We start from the raw sequence: 20,635 nt of genomic DNA, 5'->3' as shown, positions 1-20,635 counted from the left end.
CACCGCCCCTTCTCTCCCTGTGGAGCCGCCATGGAAGCCTCGTACGCCGTCGACGCGGGCCTGCTCGCCGTCCGGCTCGCTGTGGCCGTGATCATCGTCTACCACGGCACGGAGAAGCTCTTCGGCTGGTGGGGAGCCGAAGGCCTCGACGGGGCCGCCGCGTTCTTCGGGCGCGTCGGCTACCGGCCGCCGCGCGTGATGGCGGCGGTGGCGGGCCTGTCGGAGACGGCGGGCGGCACCCTGCTCGCCCTCGGCGCGCTCACCCCGCTCGCCACGGCCGTGCTCATCGGCACGTTCGTGAACATCCTGCTCCTTCACGCCCGCAACGGCCTGTCCCGGCGCGGCGGCGGTTTCGAGTACGAGCTGGTGCTGCTCGCGTGCGCGTGCTGCGTCGCGCTCACGGGTCCCGGCGCCTGGTCGCTCGACGAACTCGCCGGTGTGCGGGACGAGTTCGACGGGTGGGGGTGGGTGTCCGTGGTGGCCGGGGTGGTGTGCGGGGTCGCGGTGTCGGCCAGTCGGCGTCGGAGTCAGGGTCGGGGTCGGCGCGCGGGAGGCGGGGGCCGGGGCGGCGGGGGCGAGGCGTCCGGCGGTCGGGCGGGTGAGGCTTCCGGGGGTCGGGCGGGCGGGGGCGGCGCCGCGTCCGGCGGGGCGTCGGACCGGGGCGTGGTCGCGCGGCGGCGGCTCGCCGTGTTCGGCCGCGGGCTCGTCGGGGCCGCCGTGCTCGCCCTCGCCTTCGAGGGGTTCGCGCGGCTCGGCCTGGTGGACCGGCAACTGCTTCCGCCCTCCAGCGTGATCCTGCCGGAGACGGCGCGCATGCTGGTCGACCCGGAGTTCCTCGGCGAGGTCGGGCACACGCTGCGGGCCGTAGTCACCGGCACCGGCCTCGCGTGCGCGGTGGCCGTGCCCGCGGGGCTGCTGCTCGGCTCGTACGCGCTGCTCACCAAGGCCCTCACCCCGATCGTGGAGTCGCTGCGGTCGGTGCCGGGGATCGCGATCATCCCGCTCCTGGTCCTGGTGCTCGGGCAGGGCCTGCGCATGGAGGCGACGCTCGTCGCGTTCGTCACCGCGTGGCCGCTCCTGTTCAACACCATGTACGGCGTGCGCGGCGCGGACCGCGTCGCGGTGGAGACCGCCCGCAGCTTCCGCGTGGGCACCCTCGCCACCTGGTGGCGCGTCGTGCTGCCCGGCGCGCTGCCGCTGATCCTCACGGGCCTGCGCGTGGCCCTGTCCACCGCGCTCACCGTGGCCGTCGCGGCCGAGGTCGCCGTCGGCACCCAGCACGGCATCGGGCACGTCATCCTCGCCGCGTCGTACGCGGGCTTCCACGCCGACGAGGTGTTCGCCGCCGTCACCGTGGCCGGGCTGCTCGGGTTCCTGCTCAACTCCGCCACCAGCGCCGTCGCTCGGCGGGCGACGGGGTGGGACACCGGGGAGGCGTCATGACGACGACCCTCGGGTCGACCTCGACCTCGACCTCGGCCACGGGTGCGGCGCGCGGCGCGCTCCCCCGCGACCGGGCGGCGCGGCGCGTCCTCGGCGTGCTCGGCGGCGTACTGATCCGCGTCGTCCCGGCCCTGGTCGCCGTCCTGCTGTGGCAGTGGGCCGCGGCCGCCGAGCAGTCCCCGTACTTCCCGCCGCCGTTCGACATCGCCGTGCGCGTGCGCGACCTGTGGTTCGGCGCCCCGCTCGCCGACGGCGTGCTCACCGGCCGGTTCCGGGACGACGCCGGGCCGAGTCTGCTGCGCGCCCTCGGCGGGTGGGCGCTCGGCGGGGCCGCCGGGGTCGTCATCGGTCTGGTCGCCGGACAGTGGCCGCGCGCCGCCGGGTACCTCGACCCGCCCGTCACCTTCCTGCGCTCGCTGCCCAAACCGGCCGTCGTGCCGGTGTTCCTGCTGGTCTTCGGCGCCGGTGACCTGATGCGGATCGGGCTCATCGCGTTCGGCTGCACCTGGCCGGTGCTGCTCAACACCCTGCAAGGGGTGCGGTCCGTCGACCCCGTGCAGCGGGACACCGCCCGCGCCTTCCACATCCCGACGCATGTGCAGCTCGTCCGCGTGGTCGTCCCGGCCGCGCTGCCGAAGATCGCGGCGGGCCTCAGGATCACCCTCTCGCTCTCCCTGATCCTGATGGTCCTGTCCGAGTGGCTGCTCGCCGACAGCGGGCTCGGGCACTTCCTGATCACCGCGCAGCGGACGTTCGACATCCTCGACATGTGGGCGGCGATCGTGCTGCTCGGCCTCATCGGCTACCTGCTCAACCTGCTGTTCCTGGCGGCCGAGCGGCGCCTGTTGCGCTGGCACCGCCATCTCTCCGCACGGACCTGAGCCGCACTCACCTGAGCCGCTTCAAGACCCGCCTGCCCCGAGAGGACGATCGTGAGCGCAGTGGAGGTCAAGGACCTCACCAAGGAGTACGGCAAGGGCGCGGCGGCGCACACGGCGCTGCGCGACGTGTCCTTCGACGTGGCCGAGGGCGAACTCCTGTCCGTGGTCGGCCCGTCCGGCTGCGGCAAGACCACGCTCCTGAAGTGCGTGGCCGGGCTGATGCCCGCGACGTCGGGCGGTGCCTGGGTCCTCGGGCAGAAGGCGGACGGCGTGCCGGACGGCCTCGCCGTCGTCTTCCAGGACTACAGCCGGTCGCTCTTCCCGTGGATGCGGGTGGCGCGCAACGTGGACTTCCCGCTGCGCTCGCTCGGTCTCGGCCGGGCCGAGCGGCGCGAGCGGGTGGAGCGGGCGCTCGAGTCGGTGGGCCTCGCCGACAGGGCCGACCGCTATCCGTGGCAGCTGTCGGGCGGCATGCAGCAGCGCGTCGCGATCGCCCGCGCGCTCGCGTACCGGCCCCGGGTGCTCCTGATGGACGAGCCGTTCGCCTCGGTGGACGCGCAGACCCGGGCCGGTCTGGAGGATCTGACCCGGACGGTCCACCGGGAGTCGGGGATGACGATCCTCTTCGTCACGCACGACATCGACGAGTCGGTGTACCTCGCCGACCGCGTCCTGGTCCTGCGCCGCTCGCCCGGCGCGGTCCTCACCGAGATGGACGTCGAACTGCCCGCCGCGCGGGACCAGATCACGACGAAGTCGCTGCCCTCGTTCGGGCGCCAGCGACGCCAGGTCGCCGAGCACATCCGCACGGCGGCGGCCGACGCCGATACCAGCACCAGCACCAGCACCCCCCGATAGCGCCCCGCACCCGCACCTCGCCACGGAAAGGGACCCCATGCCCGCGAAGCCCCGCGCCGGTCGCGCCGCCGCCCCGCACGTGCGCCCGCGCACCCCCGTCCTCGTCGGCTCGGCCGCCGCCTGCGCCCTCGCGCTGCTCGCCGCCTGCGGCGGCGACGGCACCGCGAAGGCCGCCAAGGACGAGCAGGGCCGGACCGTCATCCGCGTCACGTACCCCACCAACGTCAGCAACGTCCCGCTCCACATCGCGCTCAGGAAGGGCTACTTCGAGGACGCGGGCCTGCGCGTGAAGCCCGAGGCCGACCTGGGTTCCGGCAGCACGATCGAGGCGGTCGTCGGCGGTCAGGTCGACATGGCGTGGGCGAACACCGTCGGCGGCCTCACCGCGTACAGCAAGGGCATCGGCGTGCGCCTGGTCGCCGTCACCGACACCGCGTCCCACGGCAACCAGCAGGTCCTGGTGTCCGGCGCGTCCCGGGCCCGTGAGCTCGCCGACCTCAAGGGCGAGAAGCTCGCCGTCCTCGCGCCGACGACGGTGTGCATCCTGAACGTCCGCTCGGAGCTCAAGGCGCGCGGACTGCCCACCGACGCCATCGAGTTCACGCCCGTCTCGCCGCCCGAGCACGCCAACGTGCTGTCGTCCGGCGAGGTCGCGGCCACCTGCACCAGCGAGCCGTTCCGCACCCAGATGATCAAGAAGCTCGGTGCCCGGTCCGTCTTCGACACCGACACGGGCGAGCTCAAGGGCTATCCGGTCGGCGGCTATCTGGTGACGTCCGCGTTCGCCGAGGCCCACCCCGAGGAGATCGGCGCGTTCCGCACGGCACTCACCAAGGCGACGCGGTACGCCAACGCGCACCCCGGCGAGGTGCGCGACCTGCTTCCCACGTTCACGGGCACGGACGCGGACGTCGCCGCCGACGTCGTCATCAACCGCTATCTGGAGAAGCAGGACGCCGCCACCGTCCGGCCGCTGGTGCGGCGCGTGGCCGAGGCGATGCGCTCGTACGGCCTCGCGGAGAAGCCGATCGACGTGTCCGGCTACTTCGCGGCGGGGAGGTAGGCCCCTCATGCCCTCGTCCGTCGGACCCTCGTCCTCAGGACCTCTCATGCGCTCGCTCGTCGGCCCCGCGCCCTCAGGGCCGCTCACTCCCGAGGAGCGCCGCAACCTCGACACGGTCCTCGCGCTGCGCCGCGCCACCGTCGAGGGCCGCACGGCGTTCTTCGCCCCGGGCTACCGCGTCCACCGCCACGGCATGGCCCACCTGGCCGCGCTCGGCGGCTTCGCCCACGGCACCGGCTACACCGCCGCCTCGATCGCCGACCGGCAGGACCGGATCGAGGACGTCGTCGCGAAGGGCGACCGGGTCTGGGCGGTGTGGACGATCCAGGGCACGCACACGGGCCCGCTGTTCGGCGTCGAGCCGACGGGCCGGTCCCTGAGCGTCCTGGAGCTGGGCATCTGGCGCCTGGTGGACGGCCGGGTCGCGGAGGCCTGGTTCTTCGCCGACGAGTACGGGCTCGCCGGGGCGCTCGGCCTGGTTCCGGAGCCGCCACGCGCCCGGGCACTCGACGTGACGCCGGAGCCACCGCACGCCGGACCGCCGCCCCGGACGACTCCCTGACCGGCCCGGCTCAGGCCCTGCGGGCCCTTACCCCTGTGGACCCTTACAGCTCGGACTCGGCCCACTCGCCGACGCGCACGTCGTCCCCGACGGACACCTTGCCGGTCCGCAGGACGGAGAACTTCGCGCCGAGCGCGACGCCGCCCTGGGCGGCACGGCGGTAGGCGGCGAGGGTGCGGAGCGGCTCGGGGCCCTGCTTCGTCCCGGACTCCTGGTCGACCAGGGTGACGGCGCAGCGGATGGCGAGCTTGGCGTAGGCCAGGTCGACGTCGCCCACGGTGAGGCGCTCCGCGCGGTCCTCCGTGTGCGGTTCGTCCCAGCCGTCGACCACGAGGTTCGGGCGGAAGCGGCTCATGGGGAGCGGGTCCGCGCCGCGTGCGGCCAGCTTCTCGTTGAGCGCCGCCAGGGTGGCGAGCGACATCATGTGCAGGGCGGCGCTGTCGGCGTACCCGGAGGTGCCCGGGGTCCGCCCCGCGACCACGCGGTCGTGCTCCGGGGGCACCCGCACCAGCCTGCTGGACGTGCCGAGGACGTCGGACAGCCAGCCGGCGACGGCGTCGCCCTGGTCGATGCCGGTGTACGCGACCCCGAACAGGTCCACGGGCCGCCGCTCCCCGGTCGTGTCCACGTCGATGTCGACGGCGTCGCAGCCGGGCGCCCGCAGCGTGAGCCGCCGTCCGTCGGCGGTGATGTCGGGCCGGATCACCGCGAGGCGCGGGTCGCGCCGCTGCGTGCGGTACACCCCTTCCTCGCTGACGACCATGAAGCTCCGGTCGTGCGCGAGCCCCGCGGGCGTCACCATCGCCTCGTCGGCCGATGTCCCCGCGCACCCTTTGACGGGGTAGTACGTCACTTCGACGACACCAGCCATGACACGCCCCCCACTTCGTCGGTTTCTCAACGGAACGTACTAGGGACGCCCGATGATCTGTCAACCGTTCCCCGGTCGGCGCGCTGTGCCCGCGGCGCTGTCACTCGCCGTCGGCGGGCGGCGGGGGCGGTGTCGGGGCGCCGGGCGGCGGGGCGATCTTCGCGTACGCGGTCGTGGGGCTCGTGGGGGCGGTGGCCGCGGCGGGGGTGCCGTCCTCGCGCGGCAGCAGCGCGTCACGCCGTGCGCCCGGGTCCCAGCCGGTCTCCACGACCCGCTTCTGCACGACGATCGCGGCGGTCAGGATCACCGCGCCGATCAGGAGCATGAGGACGACGCCGCCCACGGTCCCGGCCTTCGCGGCGTTGCCGACGAGCGAGCCGAACCAGCCGAAGTCCGCGTCCCCGAACGTCGTGTTCTCCTTGCCGAAGGCGCCGAGGACCTTCAGGAGCAGCGCGGGCAGGAACGTGATGAGCACGCCGTTGAGGAAGGCGCCGACGACGGCGCCGCGCCGCCCGCCGGTGGCATTGCCGTAGACGCCCGCGGCACCGCCGGTGAAGAAGTGCGGCACCAGGCCCGGCAGGACCAGCGCGAGCCCGAAGGCCGGTTCGAAGATCCAGGCGAGCAGGCCGAGGCTGATCAGGCCGCCGATGAAGCTGGAGATGAAGCCGATGAGGACGGCGTTCTGCGCGTACGGGAAGACGATGGGCGCGTCCAGCGAGGGCACCGCGCCCGGCACGACCTTGTTGGCGATGCCCTGGAAGGCGGGCACGAGCTCGCCGAGGATCGTCCGGACGCCGAAGAGGATCACGGCGACCGCGATGCCGAACTGCAGCCCCTGCATGATCGACTGCATGACGTACGCACCGACGTCGGGGGCCGCGGGGCCGCCGTCCGTGGCGAACGCCTTGAACGCGGTCTCCTTGCCCACCTTGGCGAGGAACACCAGGGACATGATCAGGTAGATCAGGACCATGGACAGGGCGGTGGCGACCATCGAGTCCCGCAGGAAGCGCAGGCCTTCGGGCAGCTTCATGTCCTCCGTGGACCGGCTGCGCTTGCCGACGACCTGCCCCGCGGCACCGGCGACGACATAGCCCGCGGTGCCGAAGTGGCCGATGGCGACGGTGTTGTTGCCGGTGACGCGCTTGGTCCAGGGGTGGGCGAAGGCGGGCATCGCGACGAGCAGGATGCCGAGCAGGACACCGCCGACGACGACCACGACCCACGACTTCTGTCCGGCGGTGGCGAGGACCATCGTCAGGAGCGTGGCCATGAACAGCATGTGGTGGCCCGTCAGGAAGACGTAGCGCAGCGGCGTGCAGCGGGCGAGCACGAGGCTCACCGCGAAGCCGAGGATCATCAGCCAGGCCACCCGCGAGCCGTACTCGGCCTGGGCGATGCCGACGATGGCCTCGTTCGTCGGGATCACGCCGTGCGCGCCCGTCGAGCCCTGGATCATCTCGCCGAGCGGGGCGAGCGCGGCCACCACGAGCCCCGCGCCCGCGCCGATCAGCAGGAATCCGAGCGTCGCCTTGATCGCGCCGCCGAGCACCTGGCCCGCCGACTTGCGCAGCGCGACCAGGCCCGCGGCCGTGATGAGGCCGATCAAGTAGGCGGGCTGGCTGAGGATTTCGTTGACCAGGAACTTCGCTACGGATACCAGCCAGTCCACGGTGTCCTGCCTCTCGCTGTCGTACCGCGCGCCCGAACTCCCCGTCGGCCGCGCCCTGACCTACACGTCGTACGTGTCCCGCAGCACCCGGTCGGCCTCGGCGGTGGAGGTGAAGTCGTCGACGACCTTCACGGGGACGCCGACGTCGCCGAGGGTCCGGGCGATCTCGCGGGACGTGAGGATGGCGACGGCCTCCGCCGCCTTGCCCTTGGCGGAGATGGTGTCGGTCGCCTCGACGGTGACGTAGCGGCCCCAGCCCCAGCGGTCGAGGACCTGCTCCAGGGTGTTCTTCAGGAACAGGCTGGTGCCGAGGCCGTTGCCGCAGACGGTGAGGATCTTGTGCACGGTCCGGCCGCCCCGGCCGCCGGGCGCGGCGCCGCCCGGCACCGCGTCCTCCACGCCCGCCGCGGCCTCCGCCGGCTCCGCGTCCTTCACGGCCCCTGTCGCGTCCGCGGCCCCCGGCGGCTCGTCCCCCGCGAGCAGCGCCCGCAGCGCCCCCGGCGTGGACGCGGCCCGCAGGGCCCGGTCGGTCTCCGGGTCGGCGAGGAGGCGGGCCAGGGCGGCCATCGCCTCGGTGTGCTGGGAGGCGTCCCGCGCGGCGAGCGCGACGACCAGGTCCACCGGGTCGTTCGTCTCGTGCCCGAACTCCACGGGGCGGGCGAGCCGCACCCACGCCATGCCCGTGCGCAGGACCGCGGGCGAGGGCCGGGCGTGCGCGAAGGCGAAGCCGGGCGCGAGCACGATGTACGGGCCGCTGTCCTCGACGGTCCGGATCATCTCCGCGGTGTACGCGTCCGTGCTGCTGCCCGTCGCGACGAGGAGGTCACCCGCGGCGCGGACGGCGCCGCGCCAGTCCGCGGCCGTGACGTCGAGCCGGATCGCCTCGGCGGGCAGCAGTTCGCTCAGGGACACCATGGGGCTGATCGTTTCACAGGCCATGGGTCCGGGCAGAGGGTGCGGGCCGAACGGACGAGACCCGCGGGGGCGGTGCTCAGCCCGCCGACGAGGCCTTGCGCAGGGCCGTGAGGCAGGTGCCGATGGCCTCCTGGAGCTCTTCGAGGCGCTGGACCATGTCGTCCTCGTAGATGTCGTCGAAGTCGGCGGCGTCGTCGAGGGTCAGCTCCTCGAAGACCTTGGTCGCCTTCTGGAGGCTGTTGTAGAACTTCGTCCGCCGCTCCTGGACGCGCAGTTCGGGGTCGGCCTCGACGGTCTCGACGACGAGGGTCTTGACCGTGTCGTACGCCTCCGCGGCCCACTCGCCCGCCTCTTCGGCGTCGTCCAGCTCGTCGATGAGGGACAGATGCCGCTCGGCCTCCATGCGCAGGCCGACGGGCGCGTCGATGGTCTGCCCGGCCGGGGTCCTGACCTGCCCCTCCTCGGCGATCTTGCGGACGTACTCGATGCGGTCGGCGGCCCTGGCCTCGCCCGCGACGGCCTTCTTGAGGTCGTCGGTGCGGGCGATGTCGCGGGCCAGCTCGGTCTGCAGGGCCGGGTCCTCCTTCAGCCGGTCGAGCAGCGCGTGCCGGGCGGCCTGGGCGGTGGAGGGGTCGGCGAGGATCGCGGCGCGCAACGCGGTGGGGTTCTCGGCGACTTCGAGGGCCTTGGTGGGGCGGATGCCCTCCGCCTCGGCCGCGGCGGTGATCGCGGTGCCGCGCGCGGAGGTGGCGCTGGAGCGCGGCACGTAGTACGTGAGCCACACGTCGGCGTCCGGGAGTTCGACGTCCGCGCCGGGCACGAGCGCCTCGAAGTGCGGCACGAGGCCGTCGTCGGCGGCGCGGTCCCAGGCCTTGTAGTAGCGCATGACGCGCTCGGCGGAGCACCCGGCGAGCTCGCCGAACTCCTTCGCGGAGACCTTCGGCGTCTCCGCCGCCGACTGCCCGCCGGGCCGCACGCTGCGCGCCACCTTCAGGCCGAAGGCCCAGCCGCCGGTGCGCGCGTAGGCCCCGAACTCGCGGGCGTCGCGCTCGACGAGCTCGCGCGCGGCGGCGTCCGCGCCGTCCGCCGCGGGCGCGTCCGCGGTCACCGGTGCGGGCACGTCCGCGGGCACGTCCGCAGTCACGGGTGCGGGCACGTCCGCGGTCGCGGGTGCGTCATCGCATACGTCCATGGGCGCGTCGGCGGCCGGGGCGGCCTGCGTCGACAGGGCGGCCGGGTCGGCCTGGGCGGACGGGGCGATCACTGCGGTCACAGCTGACTCTCCGGGTGCTTCGTGAACGAAAAGGGGGCCCTGCCCCACAGGCCGGAGCCGGGACAGAGCCGTGCGCCAAAAGGCACAGAACGTACAGCCTATATCGGTCCCTTGGCGCGGCTTCCCCGGCGAAGCCGGACCTAGGCGGCAAGGCGGCGGCACATCCCCCAGGCCAGGACGGCCGCGCCGAGCGCGCCGAGCACGAGGTCGCACCACGCGGGCGCCCCCGCCTCCCGCAGCAGGGCCGTGACCCCGAAGCTCGTGTCCCAGGCCGCCTCCGTGACCGCGGACCCGAATCCCTGCACCAGCAGGACCAGACCGATGACCATCATGACGCTCTCCTCCTCGCGTTCCACACGTTCCGATGCGATCGCATCACAACGCAGGATCATGCCCGCGCGGCGGATATGATGCAACCGCATCGGAATGCCGAGCGTGGACCGGGAGGACGAGGCGCGTGCCCAAGCAGGTGGACTACGAAGAGCGCCGGCGGCGGATCGCGGACGCCGTGTGCGCCCTGATCGCCGCGTCCGGCATGGAGGCCGTCAGCCTGCGTGACGTCGCCGCCCGCGCGGAGGTGTCGATGGGCGCGGTCCAGCGCTGTTTCCGTACGAAGGAGGAGATGCTGCTCTTCGCCGTCGAGCACGTCTCCGAGCGGGTCGGTGCCCGCGCGCAGGCGCGGGTCGCCGCCACGGACGAGCCCCGCTCGGCCGCCACGCTCCTGGAGCGCACGCTGGCCGCGATCGCCCTGCCCGACCCGGAGGACCGCACCGACGCCCAGGTCTGGCTCGCCTTCGTGGCGCACGCGGCCGTCAGCGCGCCGCTTGCCACCGTCCTGCGCGAGACGTACGCCAAGCTGCACGAGCTACTGGTGTGGCTGATCGGCTACGGCCAGGACACCGGGGAGTTCCGCGCGGACGCCGACCCGGCGCGCGCGGCGCAGTCGCTGCTCGCGCTCGCCGACGGGCTCACCGCGCACGTCCTGGTGGGGCACCGGGCGCCGGACGCGGCGCACGCGCTGCTGAGGGCGGCCGTGGCGGACCACTTCAGTCCGTGATCCGCTCCAGGAGCCGGACCGTGACCGTGTCGCCCTCCTCCTTGCCGATCGCCTTGCGGAGGTCGGCCTTCACGGGCAGCTTGTGCGTGCCGTCGCCGAGCGCCATGAAGGAGCTGCGGAACGGCTGCCCGTCGATGGTCCCGCGCACCTTGACCAGGCCGCGGGTGCCGAAGTACGCGACGGATTCGGGCCAGACGAGATAGGTCCAGCCGCCCTTGGCCGGGCTCTTGCGCAGCTCTGCGGTGAATTGCTTGTCCATTCCGGGGCTCCCCTCGGTCGTACCTCCATGGTGCAGTGGTGACCTGCGGGAGCCCCGGAACTCATCGGCGGTCCGGCCCGCTACCGCAGCGGTCCGATCGGTGATGCTCCTGGGCGGCGGCCGTGCGTCAGACGTGCGCGGCGGCCAGGAGGACCCGGACGGTGCGGTCGATGTGGCTCTGCCGCGTGACATGGGCGACTGCACCCACCGCCCGCGACAGGGGCCTCGGTCAAAAGTCCTAGGACCCAAAGCGGGGCGCGCCTTCTTCCCAGGTCGGAGGCTCCCGCGTGCGGTCGTGGGGAGACTTGATCCATGGACTCCGCCCAGACAGACGCCTACCTGCGCCGCATCGGTGCCGAGCGCCCCGCAGCCCCGACCTCACAGGCGCTGCGCGAGCTGCACCTCGCCCACCTGCGCGCCGTCCCGTTCGAGAATCTCTCCATCCACTTCGGCGAAGAGGTCGCCCTCACGGAGAAGGACCTGGTCGCGAAGGTCGTCGACGACCGGCGCGGCGGCTTCTGCTACGAGCTCAACGGCGCCTTCGCCGCGCTCCTCGCCGCGCTCGGCTTCGACGTCGAGCTGCTCCAGGCCCGCGTGCACCAGGGCCCGCACCTCGGCATCCCCTACGACCACCTGGCGCTGCGCGTGCGCACCACCGACGGCGGCGACTGGCTCGCCGACGTCGGCTTCGGCACCCACAGCCAGCTGCCGCTCGACTTCGCCGACCGCGGCGAACAGGCCGACCCCGGCGGCACGTTCTGTCTCGTCGCGGCGCCCGGCGGCGACGTGGACGTGATCAAGGACGGCGAGCCGCAGTACCTGCTCGACCGCCGACCGCGGGCCCTTGAGGACTTCACCGCCGGAGCGTGGTTCCACCGCACGTCGCCCACCTCGCACTTCACGCAGAACCTCGTCTGCTCCCTCCTCACGGAGACAGGCCGGGTCACGCTGAGCGGCGCCAGCCTCACCGTCACCACGGGCACCGGCTCCGGCGCCGAGAAGCACGTCACCGAACTGGCCACGGACGCCGAGGTCCTGGCGGCGTACGAGACGCACTTCGGCATCCGGCTCGCCCAGGTGCCGCAGATCGCGCCGCCGGTGCGGATCGGCGGGCGGTAACCGGGCGACGGGCTCCCGGCCGCTCGGCGTCCTCCGCCCCCGCCCCGCGCCCTTCGGTGTCCTCCGCGTCCTTGCGACATGACACAGCACGCCCGCGCCGGATTGTCCAGACCTCTTGGCGCGAATCGTGCGCGCACGCAGGCGGTGACGTTCATCGCGGCGTTCGCGGCGCGCGCGGACGTAGGCTGCCGCACTGTGAAGACAGATATACCTATCGACCAGCTGCGCTTCCGCCGTGCCGGCGAGGCCGATGTCACCGAGCTCGTCCGGTTGCGGGACGAGGCGGCGCGCTGGCAGATCGGGCGTGGCATCGCTCAGTGGAAGCCGGGCGAGCTCGGCGAGGACCACTTCCGGGCGCGCCTCGCGGACAGCGAGATCTGGCTGGCCACGCTCGGCCCCGAAGGACCGGTCGCCGGCGCCTGGGAGCTGTGGTGGGACGACCTGGCCGCGTGGGGACCGCAGCCGCCGACCGCCGGATATGTGCACCGCCTGATGACGGACCGCCAGGTCGCGCCCGAGGGCACCGGGCGCCGGATGCTCGCCCACGCGGAGCGCCGCATCCTCGCCGCGGGGCGCAGCCGCTGCCGCCTCGACTGCCGCTCCAACAACCCGCGCCTGCGCGCCTACTACGCGTCCGCCGGGTACGAGGTCGTCGGCGAGCTGGCGTCGAAGGACGGCGGCGTCGCGGGCCGGTTCGCGGCGACGCTCCTGGAGAAGCGGCTCACGGCGGACCCGGCGGCCCGGCCCCGGCGTGAGGCGCTGGAGGCTACAGCGACGCCTTGATCCGGCGCGGCGCGTCGGCCAGGCGGCTGATCAGCGACACCACTTGCGGCGGCTGGCGGCTCGCGTCCTCGTCGGCGCTGAGCACGTAGTAGATCTGCTCGATCGAGGGCGGGCCGACCGCGACGGTGCGCAGCGCCGCCTGGCCCGGCGTCGCCTGGCCGGTGCGCACCAGATAGGCGGCCGTCATCGAGCCGGTGCGCCCGACGCCCGCCCCGCAGTGCACGAACACCGGGCCCTTCGCCTCGGCGACGACGCGCAGGAAGCGGTCGACCTGCCCGCTGTCGGGCGTCTGGCCGTCGCGGATGGGCATGCGCACGACGTGCAGTCCCGCGCGCCCCGGCTGCGCCAGGTTCTCGGCGCTCAGGTCCTCCGCGCGCAGGTCGACCACGGTGCGGATGCCGTGGGCCGCGAGCGCGCGGTACCCGGCCTCCGTCGGCGCGGAGCCGCGCCACAGACGGGCGTCGACCTGCTGGAAGTGGCGGACGCCGGTGATCTCCCGCTCGGCGCTGACGCGTTCGCCCGCCCAGGCCGACACGGCCAGGATGCCGACGGACGTGGTGAGCCAGAAGACCGCGTAGCCGAGCACGCAGGCGCCGACGAGCTTCAGCGCGCGGCGGGGAGTCGGCCGCTTCAGGCGCAGTCTTCTGCCCGAGGTACGCAGGGACGCGAGCAGGGCGGCGGCACGGGTGGGTGGGGCTGCGGACAAGAAGAGGTCACCACCTGAGGGCGTACGCGCGGGCGTACTCCAGGACGGGGCGGGGAAGGCACACAGACGGCGTCCAGGCTACCGGCGTTCACCGGGCCGAGGGACCCCGTCCGCCCGCCCCATGGGACCCGTGCGTCCCGTCAACTCACCCTCGTACCGGCCGACTTCATGGGCTTTCTCACAGCCGCCCGCGCAACCGCCCGGTCACCGGCCCCCGCTCGCCGGCGCCACCTGGCTCTCGCCCAGGACCTCGGCCCGGGTGCGGTGCGCTGTCGCGTCGACGAGACATCCGCTGAGCCGCATCACGTCGTGCCGGGAGAGCGCGGGACGTATCACTCCCGCCCAGACGTCGCCGCTCAGGCGGCTGAGCGGCGCGTGCTCGTTGAGGGCGGCGGTGGACCTGCGGCACCGCTCCCACAGTTCGCGGGCGGCCAGGGCGCGGGCGCGGCCGTCGTCGGTGCCGCGGACCTCCACCCGGTAGACGACGGTGGTCGCGGCGGCGTCGGGCCGCCCTTCCGCGCGGGTCTGGGTGGCGTCGGAGAGCGTGTCGACGAGCAGTGCGAGCAGCAGCACGCACACCGCGCCGAGCGCGCTCACCACGACGCCGCGCACGGCACGCGGCCGGGGCACGGCCTCCTGGTCCTCCAACTCCGGCGCGCGGCCCCGCAGTTCGTCCGAGGGTGCGGCCAGGCGGGCGAGCCGCCCGGCGAGCCTGCGCTCCGCGCCGGGCCGTGCGGTGGCCGCCGAGATCTTCTGCACGACCCAGGCGATGCCGGAGAGGAGCGCACCGGCCGCCATCAGGACGGGCACGAAGACATACGTGTGCTGGGTGCCGCCGGAGCCGTGCGGCTCCAGCCAGCGGAACCGTACGCCGTCGTCCGCGCGGGACTCCTGGAGCCGCCGCCACACCTCCTCCGTGCGCAGACTGGAGTCGGCGATGCGCCGCTCCAGGCGCCCCAGGCGGCTCAGGAGCACCGTGCACACGAGGAGGCCCTCGACCACGAGCAGCAGCACACCGCAGATGAGGGCGCGCTGCCACTCCCAGCGGGTGAGGTAGACGACGCTGTACGAGGCGGCCGCGGCGGCGGTGAGTCCGCCGAAGAGATAGCTCACGTACTTCATGACGCCATGCCCTCCGTGTAGTCGGCGTCACCGGCGGCGGCGCCGGGCGGCCCGCCGACCGCCGCCATCCGCACCACCTCCACCGCGCCGGTACCGCCGTCCACGGTGAGGCGGGTCCCCGCCGGGAAGCGGTCCAGGGCGTCGGGGACCCCGACGGCCGTCGGCACCTGGTACTCGCGGGCGAGCACGGCGAGATGCGAAAGGACGCTTCCGGTCTCGGCGACGAGGCCGGTGAGGCCCGGCAGGAGCGGGGCGAGGGCCGGGTCGAGGGCGCGCACGACGAGGACCGGGAAGCGGGGGCGCTCGCCGGTGCCGTGCCACGCGGTGCCGGAGCCGAAGCCGCCGCCCGCGCCCTGTCCCGCGGTGGCCGCCCTGCGCCTGCCCGGTTCGGTGACCGGCTGTCCGGCGGCGAGCCGGAAGGCGGCGGGCAGCTCGGAGCGCGGCGGGCGCGGAAGGCGTTCGGGCAGGTCGGCCGGGAGTCCCTTGCCGTCGCCCGCCGCGGTCAGCTCCGACCAGCGCAGCAGGGCGATCCGGTCCGGTTCGTCGAGGAGGTGGACGGCGGTCAGGCGGCGGGCGAGCTCCCGCACCATGCTGGTCTGCATCTCCTGCACCCAGCGGATGCGCAGCCGCAGCCCTTCGCGCGCGGGCAGCACGGCCGTGCCGCGGGGCGCGCCGGTCCGGCCCGTGCGCGCGGGCAGCGGGGCGCGGGGGCCGAGCGTCGGCGGCAGGAGCGAGAGCAGGACGGGGTGCCGGGCGACGAGCCGGGCGTCGTCGGGCTCGTCGGCGCGGGCCTCGCAGAGGACGGCGAGGGCCTCGCCGACCGCGGTGGCGCCCGAGCCCTGCCCGAGCAGGGCGCCCGCAAGGGACTCCTGGGCGTGCAGCGCGGACAGGACGGTCCGGCCCCAGGAGAGGGCGGCGAGCAGCCGGCCGCTCAACAGCTCGGCGGGTGCGGGCAGTTCGGCCAGGTAGCGGTCCACGTCGGCCGTCAGGTCGAGGGCGAGCATCGGCAGCGTCGTGCGCAGCCGTCCCATGCGCCAGGCCGCGGCGGCGCGCCGCGCGGCGGGCGCCGGGTTCAGGAAGGCCAGGAAGGGGTGGGTGGCGGGCACGGCACCCAGGAGGTGCAGGTCGGCGGCCGCGCGGCCGTCGACGGTGGTCACGACGGGCAGGCGGCGCAGTCGGCGCCGGGGCGCGGCACCCGCGACGTCGAGGGCCACCGCGAGGCCGTGCGCCATCGGGGCCACCCACAGGTCCTCCTCCAGCGGCTGCAGCACCCCGGGGAAGGTCTCCGCCACCGGTCCCGGGCCGAGGAGCCGGGCGCGCCGCGGCGGCCGTGCCGGCATGGCGGTGATGGGGCGGGTCTGGAACAGCCAGAGCCGGTCGTCGGCGTCGAACGCGAACTCGATGTCCTGCGGGCCGCCGAACTCCCGCTGGGCGTCGCGGGCCAGGCGCAGCAGGCGCAGCTGCCTGCCCCGGGCCAGGAGCCGCCGTTCGCGCGGCTCGTCCGGCTCGGTGTGCACCAGGCGGCCGTGCCGGGTGAGGTGGTAACGGACGCCCTGGACACTGCCGTTGACCAGCCGGTCGGGGCCGCCGGACACCGCGCTGACGACCATCCGGTCCTGCCGCCCGGCCAGCGGGTCGGCGCTGAACACGACGCCGCCGACGGCCGCGTGCACCATCGGCTGGACGAGGACCGCCATGGCGTCGTCCGGCGGCGGCCCGTCCAGGCTCGCACCCGCACCCGCACCCGGGCCCGCGCCGCGCAGCGGCGAGCGGTGCGCCGAGCGGAGCACGCGCTGGACGGCGGCCGTGAAGTCGCTCCAGCCGCGCACGTCGAGGACCGTGTCGAAGAGTCCCGCCATGGACGACTCGGCGGTGTCCTCGTACGCGGACGAGGAGCGCACCACCAGGGCGCGCACCCCGTCGTGGCTCAACTCGCGCCAGGCGCGCCGCAGTTCGTCCTCGCCGTGCGGCCCGGGTTCCGTGTCGCGCGCGGGCACGAGCACGAATCCCGGCAGGACCGGCAGGCCCGCGCCCGCCGCCCGTGCCAGGTGCGCCGCCTTGGCGCCCGCGAGCCGTGCGTCGCGCGCCCTGCGCGCCTCGAGCCCCACCACGGCCAACCGGTCCGTATCGACCCCGATCATGGCCCACCTCCTCCGCCCCCGGGCGAACAGCCCGGCCACGAGGCCTGTCCATGAACCATCCAGCCCTTAGCACGGACGCGTGGCCCGACGCTTAAGTTGAGTTCACACCGGAACGAATTACGCCGAACTGGTCCTTCACGCCAGAGACCGACCCCTGTGGGCACATCCGACACTGGAACCTCACCCGCCCCGCAGGCACCGGCCTCCGTCCGCCTTCCGTCCGCCCCGCCCAAGCCCTGACCCAGGCCCTGCCCCAAGCCCTCGGGAGGCACGCCTGCGGGCGCTGGGCGACCATGGAAGGGTGAGCGGTTCGCGCATCAAGCCCCATGTGCGGTGGCTGTCGGGGAGCGGCGGCCAGCTGCGGCACGCGGTGGTGGAGCGGGCCGTGGAGCGGGCGGTCGGCAAGGGGGAGACGCCTCCCGTGACGACGCCGTCGATGCATCTCCTGGGGATCTACACCGGGCGGCCGACGGAGCTGCGCTGCACGGCGGGCGGTATGGAACTCCGGGGGCGCTTCCACCCGGGCCAGGCCGTCATCCATCCCGCGGGCGTCCCGTCGCAGCCGCGCTGGACGGACGACGCCGAGCTGATGCTGCTCGCCGTCGCCCCGGAGCGCCTCGAACGGATGGCGGCCGAGGAGGGCGCCCGGGGCCGGTTCCGGGTGGAGCCGAAGTTCCACTTCACCGATCCGCTCCTGACGATGCTGGTGGAGCGGCTCGTGACGGAGTTCGAGGGGCCGGGGCCCGCGGATCCGCTGTACGCGGAGTCCCTGGTGCAGGCGGCGTGCGCCGTCATCCTGCGGATCTCCACGAACGCGGGCGACCTGTCCGTACGCGACGGCGGCCTGCCGCCCCGGCGCCTCGCGGAGGTCCTCGACTACATCCACGACAACCTGGCGGCGCGCGTGACCCTGGAGGACCTAGCCGCCGTGGCGGGCATCAGCGCCTCGCACTTCACCCGGGCCTTCCGCGCGTCGACCGGCGAGTCCCCGCACCGCTATGTGACCCAGCGCCGCCTGGACCGGGCCCGCAAGGCCCTGCTGACCACGGACGCGCCGATCGCGGACATCGCCCTGGAGCTCGGCTTCGCCGACCAGAGCCATCTCACGCGCACGATGCGACAGCACACCGGCGTCACACCCCGCACGCTCCGGGACGGGAGTGAGCGGGCCTGACGGATTCCGTTTCGCCCACCCATGAGCGATTCGTTCCAGAAGCGATGGAATCGTTCAAGATCTGCGGCGGCCCCGAAGGCGAGTCTGAGGCGAAGCCCGACCCACCTGCTAGGAGGCTGTCATGGTCACCACCCCGGACAAGACTCTCGAAGGAAAGGTCGCCTTCGTCGGCGGCGCGTCCCGCAATCTCGGCGGACTGATCAGCACCACCCTCGGCGCCGAAGGCGCGAAGGTGGCCGTCCACTACAACAGCGACTCCTCCCGCTCCAAGGCCGAGGACGTGGTCGCGCAGATCAACGCGGGCCCCGGCGAGGCGTTCGCCCTCCAGGCGGACCTGACCCGGGCCGCCGAGGTCGAGCGGGTCTTCGACGAGGTCGTGGGCCGCTTCGGAAAGCTGGACTACAGCGTCAACACCGCCGGGATGGTCCTGAAGAAGCCGCTCACACAGATCTCCGAGGAGGAGTACGACCGCATGTTCGCGGTCAACTCCAAGGCCGCGTTCTTCGTGATGCGCGAGGCCGCGCGGCGCGTCGAGGACGGCGGGAAGATCATCACGATCGTGACGTCCCTGCTCGCCGCCTACACCGGCCTGTACTCGACGTATGCGGGCAGCAAGGCTCCGGTGGAACACTTCACGCGGGCCCTGTCCAAGGAGCTGTTCGGCCGGAACATCTCGGTCAACAACATCGCGCCGGGACCGATGGACACGGGGTTCTTCTACCCGGCCGAGGACGACGACTCCATCGCTTACCACAAGTCGTCGGCGATGAACGGCGACCTCACCAAGATCGAGGACATCGTCCCGTGGGTGCGGCACCTGCTGACCGACGGCTGGTGGGCGAACGGGCAGACGCTCTTCCTCAACGGCGGCTACACGACCCGCTGACGCCCCGGTCGCCGGTGGGGACGCCGCCCCCGGCGCCCCCACCCCGGCACCCGCCCGTCCCCACACCCGTACCCCGCCGTCCCCGCAGATCGGAGCGCACCCATGCCGCCCCTCACCCTCCTGGTCACCGGTGCCGGTACGGGCATCGGCAACCAGACCGTCCGCGCCCTGGCCGAGGCCGGGCACACCGTCTACGCCAGCCTGCGCGACACCGAAGGGCGCAACGCGCCACGGGCCGAGGCCCTGCGGACGTACGCCGCCGACGCGGGCGTCGACGTGCGCGTGGTCGAACTCGACGTCGGCAGCCAGGAGTCCGCCGACTCCGCCGTCCGCACCGTCCTCGCCGAGCGCCCCCACCTCGACGCCGTCGTGCACAACGCGGCCCATCTGGGCGCGGGCGTGACCGAGGCCTTCACCGACGCCCAGCTCGCCGCGATCCTCGACACCAACGCCATCGGCCCGCACCGCGTCAACCGGGCCGTCCTGCCGCACATGCGCGCCCGGCGCCGCGGCCTGCTGCTCTACGTCGGCTCGACGACGAGCCGGATGATCTACCCCTTCCAGGGCCCGTACGAGGCCGCCAAGGCCGCGATGGACTCGCTGGCCGAGGTGACCCGCTACGAAGTCGCCCGCTACGGCGTCGAGGTGGCCGTCGTCGTGCCCGGCGCCATCACCACGGGCACCGTCCACTTCAGCGAGGGCACCCGGCCCGCCGACGGCACCACCGCCGCCGCGTACGGCAGGCTCGCGGGCGTCGAGCAGCACATCATGGACCGGCTCGCCGCGCTCAGCCCGCCGGACGCGACGCCGCGGGCCGTCGCCGACGAGATCGCCCGCGTGGTGGGCCTCCCCCACGGCACCCGGCCCTTCCGCACCTCCGTCGACTTCCTCCAGGACGGCGCCGCGGAGGTCGACGCCACCGCCCAGCGGCTCCAGGCCGACCTGCTGCGCCGCCTCGACCTCGACGACCTGCTGCACCCGGCCGTCGCGACTCCGGCCGCCGTGGATCCGGAAGCCAAGGATCCGGCCACCGCCTGACGAAGACACGCCTCCCGCGTTCCCGCCTCACCGGCCACACTGGACGCAGCGGCCAGGGAGGCACAGGCGTGACACACAGTCAGTTCGACGAGCTCGCCCAGATCTACGAGGAGTCCGCGGCCCTGCCCTTCCGGCAGGGCCTGGAGTTCCCCACGGTCCTGCACCACCTGGGCGCCATCGGGGACCGGGACATCCTGGACTTCGGGTGCGGCAGCGGCGTGTACACCCGGCTGCTCGCGCGGAGCGGCGCCCGCCGCGTCGTCGGCCTCGACGTGTCGGAGGGCATGATCGACCACGCGCGGCGCCGGGAGGAGTCCGAGGGGCTCGGCATCGAGTACGTCACGGCGCTGCCGGAGCGGCTGCGCGGCGCCTTCGACCTGGTGCTCGGCGTGTATGTGCTGCCGCACGCCACCACGTACGACGAACTCGTGGCGATGTGCCGCACCATCGCGTCGGCGCTGCGTCCCGGCGGGCGCCTCCTGACCCTGCCCATCCACCCGGACCTGCATCCGGACGCGGAGCACTACGCCCGCTACGGCTTCCGGCTCTCCGTGGCCGAGCGCCGCGACACCGCGCCGGTCGACTTCGGCTTCACCGTCGGCGAGCGCAGCGCCCGCTTCACCGCCCGCTACTGGACCGCGGCGACGTTGGACACGGCACTGCGCGAGGCGGGCTTCGCCGCGCCGAAGTGGCGCGCGCACGTCGTCTCCGACACCGCGGAGCCCGCCCCGTCGGACGCCTTCTGGGCTCCCTATCTGACGCGCCCGCACGCCGCGATCCTGGACGCCCGGACGCGGTGATCCGCCGCCTTC

Annotated in this window: 21 protein-coding genes; 12 read left to right on the top strand and 9 right to left on the bottom strand. The window is 73.9% G+C overall.

Annotated elements, in window-relative coordinates:
• Positions 1-30 precede the first annotated feature (30 nt).
• From ACFWZ5_RS05780 to ACFWZ5_RS05760, 5 genes are read left to right on the top strand one after another with little or no spacing between them, the layout of a single operon-like run.
• Entirely contained in the window at positions 31-1,443 is a 1,413-nt protein-coding gene (locus ACFWZ5_RS05780) for an ABC transporter permease subunit (protein WP_384791933.1), read from the top strand.
• On the top strand, positions 1,440-2,324 hold the full coding sequence (locus ACFWZ5_RS05775; protein ID WP_384791936.1) for an ABC transporter permease: 885 nt from the start codon (positions 1,440-1,442) through the stop codon (positions 2,322-2,324). Before ACFWZ5_RS05780 ends, ACFWZ5_RS05775 begins: the two co-directional genes overlap by 4 nt.
• A gap of 51 nt (positions 2,325-2,375) precedes the next feature.
• Positions 2,376-3,182: an ABC transporter ATP-binding protein gene (locus ACFWZ5_RS05770; protein ID WP_384791939.1), complete on the top strand. Its 807-nt coding sequence runs from the start codon at positions 2,376-2,378 to the stop codon at positions 3,180-3,182.
• A gap of 37 nt (positions 3,183-3,219) precedes the next feature.
• Positions 3,220-4,245 carry an ABC transporter substrate-binding protein gene (locus ACFWZ5_RS05765; protein WP_384791942.1) on the top strand — a complete coding sequence of 342 codons (1,026 nt, stop codon included), beginning with the start codon at positions 3,220-3,222 and terminating at the stop codon, positions 4,243-4,245.
• Positions 4,246-4,291: 46 nt separating this feature from the next.
• Entirely contained in the window at positions 4,292-4,807 is a 516-nt protein-coding gene (locus ACFWZ5_RS05760) for an ester cyclase (protein WP_384791945.1), read from the top strand.
• Positions 4,808-4,850: 43 nt separating this feature from the next.
• Here the strand turns inward: ACFWZ5_RS05760 and ACFWZ5_RS05755 are convergent, their stop codons facing one another.
• The 5 genes from ACFWZ5_RS05755 to ACFWZ5_RS05735 form a co-directional block, all read right to left on the bottom strand.
• Positions 4,851-5,678 carry an MOSC domain-containing protein gene (locus ACFWZ5_RS05755; RefSeq protein WP_384791948.1) on the bottom strand — a complete coding sequence of 276 codons (828 nt, stop codon included), beginning with the start codon at positions 5,676-5,678 and terminating at the stop codon, positions 4,851-4,853.
• A 100-nt stretch (positions 5,679-5,778) separates the two neighbouring features.
• Complete coding sequence (locus ACFWZ5_RS05750; protein ID WP_384791951.1) at positions 5,779-7,350, bottom strand: PTS ascorbate transporter subunit IIC; 1,572 nt, start codon at positions 7,348-7,350, stop codon at positions 5,779-5,781.
• 60 nt (positions 7,351-7,410) lie between these two features.
• Entirely contained in the window at positions 7,411-8,265 is an 855-nt protein-coding gene (locus tag ACFWZ5_RS05745; protein WP_384791954.1) for a PTS sugar transporter subunit IIA, read from the bottom strand.
• A 76-nt stretch (positions 8,266-8,341) separates the two neighbouring features.
• Positions 8,342-9,538, bottom strand: a complete 1,197-nt coding sequence (locus ACFWZ5_RS05740) for a hypothetical protein (RefSeq protein ID WP_384791957.1) — start codon at positions 9,536-9,538, stop codon at positions 8,342-8,344.
• A 140-nt stretch (positions 9,539-9,678) separates the two neighbouring features.
• On the bottom strand, positions 9,679-9,870 hold the full coding sequence (locus ACFWZ5_RS05735; protein WP_384791960.1) for a hypothetical protein: 192 nt from the start codon (positions 9,868-9,870) through the stop codon (positions 9,679-9,681).
• 125 nt (positions 9,871-9,995) lie between these two features.
• Between ACFWZ5_RS05735 and ACFWZ5_RS05730 the strand changes: the two genes are divergently transcribed.
• Positions 9,996-10,595: a TetR/AcrR family transcriptional regulator gene (locus ACFWZ5_RS05730; RefSeq protein WP_384791963.1), complete on the top strand. Its 600-nt coding sequence runs from the start codon at positions 9,996-9,998 to the stop codon at positions 10,593-10,595.
• Here the strand turns inward: ACFWZ5_RS05730 and ACFWZ5_RS05725 are convergent.
• Positions 10,585-10,854 carry a DUF1905 domain-containing protein gene (locus tag ACFWZ5_RS05725; RefSeq protein WP_384791966.1) on the bottom strand — a complete coding sequence of 90 codons (270 nt, stop codon included), beginning with the start codon at positions 10,852-10,854 and terminating at the stop codon, positions 10,585-10,587. The two genes, ACFWZ5_RS05730 and ACFWZ5_RS05725, sit on opposite strands and share 11 nt — an antisense overlap.
• A 312-nt stretch (positions 10,855-11,166) precedes the next feature.
• Between ACFWZ5_RS05725 and ACFWZ5_RS05720 the strand changes: the two genes are divergently transcribed.
• Entirely contained in the window at positions 11,167-11,973 is an 807-nt protein-coding gene (locus ACFWZ5_RS05720) for an arylamine N-acetyltransferase (protein WP_384791969.1), read from the top strand.
• Between the two features lie 195 nt (positions 11,974-12,168).
• Positions 12,169-12,756 carry a GNAT family N-acetyltransferase gene (locus tag ACFWZ5_RS05715; protein ID WP_384791972.1) on the top strand — a complete coding sequence of 196 codons (588 nt, stop codon included), beginning with the start codon at positions 12,169-12,171 and terminating at the stop codon, positions 12,754-12,756.
• On the opposite strand, the gene ACFWZ5_RS05710 is transcribed toward ACFWZ5_RS05715, so the two are convergent.
• From ACFWZ5_RS05710 to ACFWZ5_RS05700, 3 genes are all read right to left on the bottom strand, one after another.
• Positions 12,740-13,462: a dual specificity protein phosphatase family protein gene (locus ACFWZ5_RS05710; protein WP_384791975.1), complete on the bottom strand. Its 723-nt coding sequence runs from the start codon at positions 13,460-13,462 to the stop codon at positions 12,740-12,742. The genes ACFWZ5_RS05715 and ACFWZ5_RS05710 overlap by 17 nt on opposite strands.
• A gap of 204 nt (positions 13,463-13,666) precedes the next feature.
• On the bottom strand, positions 13,667-14,584 hold the full coding sequence (locus ACFWZ5_RS05705; protein ID WP_384791978.1) for a hypothetical protein: 918 nt from the start codon (positions 14,582-14,584) through the stop codon (positions 13,667-13,669).
• Positions 14,581-16,725, bottom strand: a complete 2,145-nt coding sequence (locus ACFWZ5_RS05700; protein ID WP_384791981.1) for a PEP/pyruvate-binding domain-containing protein — start codon at positions 16,723-16,725, stop codon at positions 14,581-14,583. Before ACFWZ5_RS05700 ends, ACFWZ5_RS05705 begins: the two co-directional genes overlap by 4 nt.
• A 301-nt stretch (positions 16,726-17,026) precedes the next feature.
• Between ACFWZ5_RS05700 and ACFWZ5_RS05695 the strand changes: the two genes are divergently transcribed.
• The 4 genes from ACFWZ5_RS05695 to ACFWZ5_RS05680 all read left to right on the top strand — a co-directional run bounded on the left by ACFWZ5_RS05695 (position 17,027) and on the right by ACFWZ5_RS05680 (position 20,623).
• On the top strand, positions 17,027-17,899 hold the full coding sequence (locus tag ACFWZ5_RS05695; RefSeq protein ID WP_384791984.1) for a helix-turn-helix domain-containing protein: 873 nt from the start codon (positions 17,027-17,029) through the stop codon (positions 17,897-17,899).
• A 121-nt stretch (positions 17,900-18,020) separates the two neighbouring features.
• Positions 18,021-18,785, top strand: a complete 765-nt coding sequence (locus ACFWZ5_RS05690; RefSeq protein ID WP_384791987.1) for an SDR family oxidoreductase — start codon at positions 18,021-18,023, stop codon at positions 18,783-18,785.
• A 102-nt stretch (positions 18,786-18,887) separates the two neighbouring features.
• On the top strand, positions 18,888-19,823 hold the full coding sequence (locus ACFWZ5_RS05685) for an SDR family NAD(P)-dependent oxidoreductase (RefSeq protein ID WP_384791990.1): 936 nt from the start codon (positions 18,888-18,890) through the stop codon (positions 19,821-19,823).
• A gap of 68 nt (positions 19,824-19,891) precedes the next feature.
• Positions 19,892-20,623 carry a class I SAM-dependent methyltransferase gene (locus tag ACFWZ5_RS05680; RefSeq protein ID WP_384791994.1) on the top strand — a complete coding sequence of 244 codons (732 nt, stop codon included), beginning with the start codon at positions 19,892-19,894 and terminating at the stop codon, positions 20,621-20,623.
• The last annotated feature ends 12 nt before the right edge of the window (positions 20,624-20,635 follow it).

Origin of the sequence: Streptomyces sp. NPDC059003, assembly GCF_042740445.1 — a bacterium.
Lineage (GTDB): Bacteria > Actinomycetota > Actinomycetes > Streptomycetales > Streptomycetaceae > Streptomyces.
This window is presented reverse-complemented; position numbering and strand designations above follow the sequence as displayed.

Coding starts and splice junctions, on each gene's coding strand:
- ACFWZ5_RS05735 (WP_384791960.1), bottom strand. CDS start 9,870: ATGATGGTCATCGGTCTGGTCCTGCTGGTGCAGGGATTCGGGTCCGCG.
- ACFWZ5_RS05700 (WP_384791981.1), bottom strand. CDS start 16,725: ATGATCGGGGTCGATACGGACCGGTTGGCCGTGGTGGGGCTCGAGGCG.
- ACFWZ5_RS05745 (WP_384791954.1), bottom strand. CDS start 8,265: ATGGTGTCCCTGAGCGAACTGCTGCCCGCCGAGGCGATCCGGCTCGAC.
- ACFWZ5_RS05725 (WP_384791966.1), bottom strand. CDS start 10,854: ATGGACAAGCAATTCACCGCAGAGCTGCGCAAGAGCCCGGCCAAGGGC.
- ACFWZ5_RS05720 (WP_384791969.1), top strand. CDS start 11,167: ATGGACTCCGCCCAGACAGACGCCTACCTGCGCCGCATCGGTGCCGAG.
- ACFWZ5_RS05705 (WP_384791978.1), bottom strand. CDS start 14,584: ATGAAGTACGTGAGCTATCTCTTCGGCGGACTCACCGCCGCCGCGGCC.
- ACFWZ5_RS05690 (WP_384791987.1), top strand. CDS start 18,021: ATGGTCACCACCCCGGACAAGACTCTCGAAGGAAAGGTCGCCTTCGTC.
- ACFWZ5_RS05780 (WP_384791933.1), top strand. CDS start 31: ATGGAAGCCTCGTACGCCGTCGACGCGGGCCTGCTCGCCGTCCGGCTC.
- ACFWZ5_RS05760 (WP_384791945.1), top strand. CDS start 4,292: ATGCGCTCGCTCGTCGGCCCCGCGCCCTCAGGGCCGCTCACTCCCGAG.
- ACFWZ5_RS05765 (WP_384791942.1), top strand. CDS start 3,220: ATGCCCGCGAAGCCCCGCGCCGGTCGCGCCGCCGCCCCGCACGTGCGC.
- ACFWZ5_RS05775 (WP_384791936.1), top strand. CDS start 1,440: ATGACGACGACCCTCGGGTCGACCTCGACCTCGACCTCGGCCACGGGT.
- ACFWZ5_RS05755 (WP_384791948.1), bottom strand. CDS start 5,678: ATGGCTGGTGTCGTCGAAGTGACGTACTACCCCGTCAAAGGGTGCGCG.
- ACFWZ5_RS05685 (WP_384791990.1), top strand. CDS start 18,888: ATGCCGCCCCTCACCCTCCTGGTCACCGGTGCCGGTACGGGCATCGGC.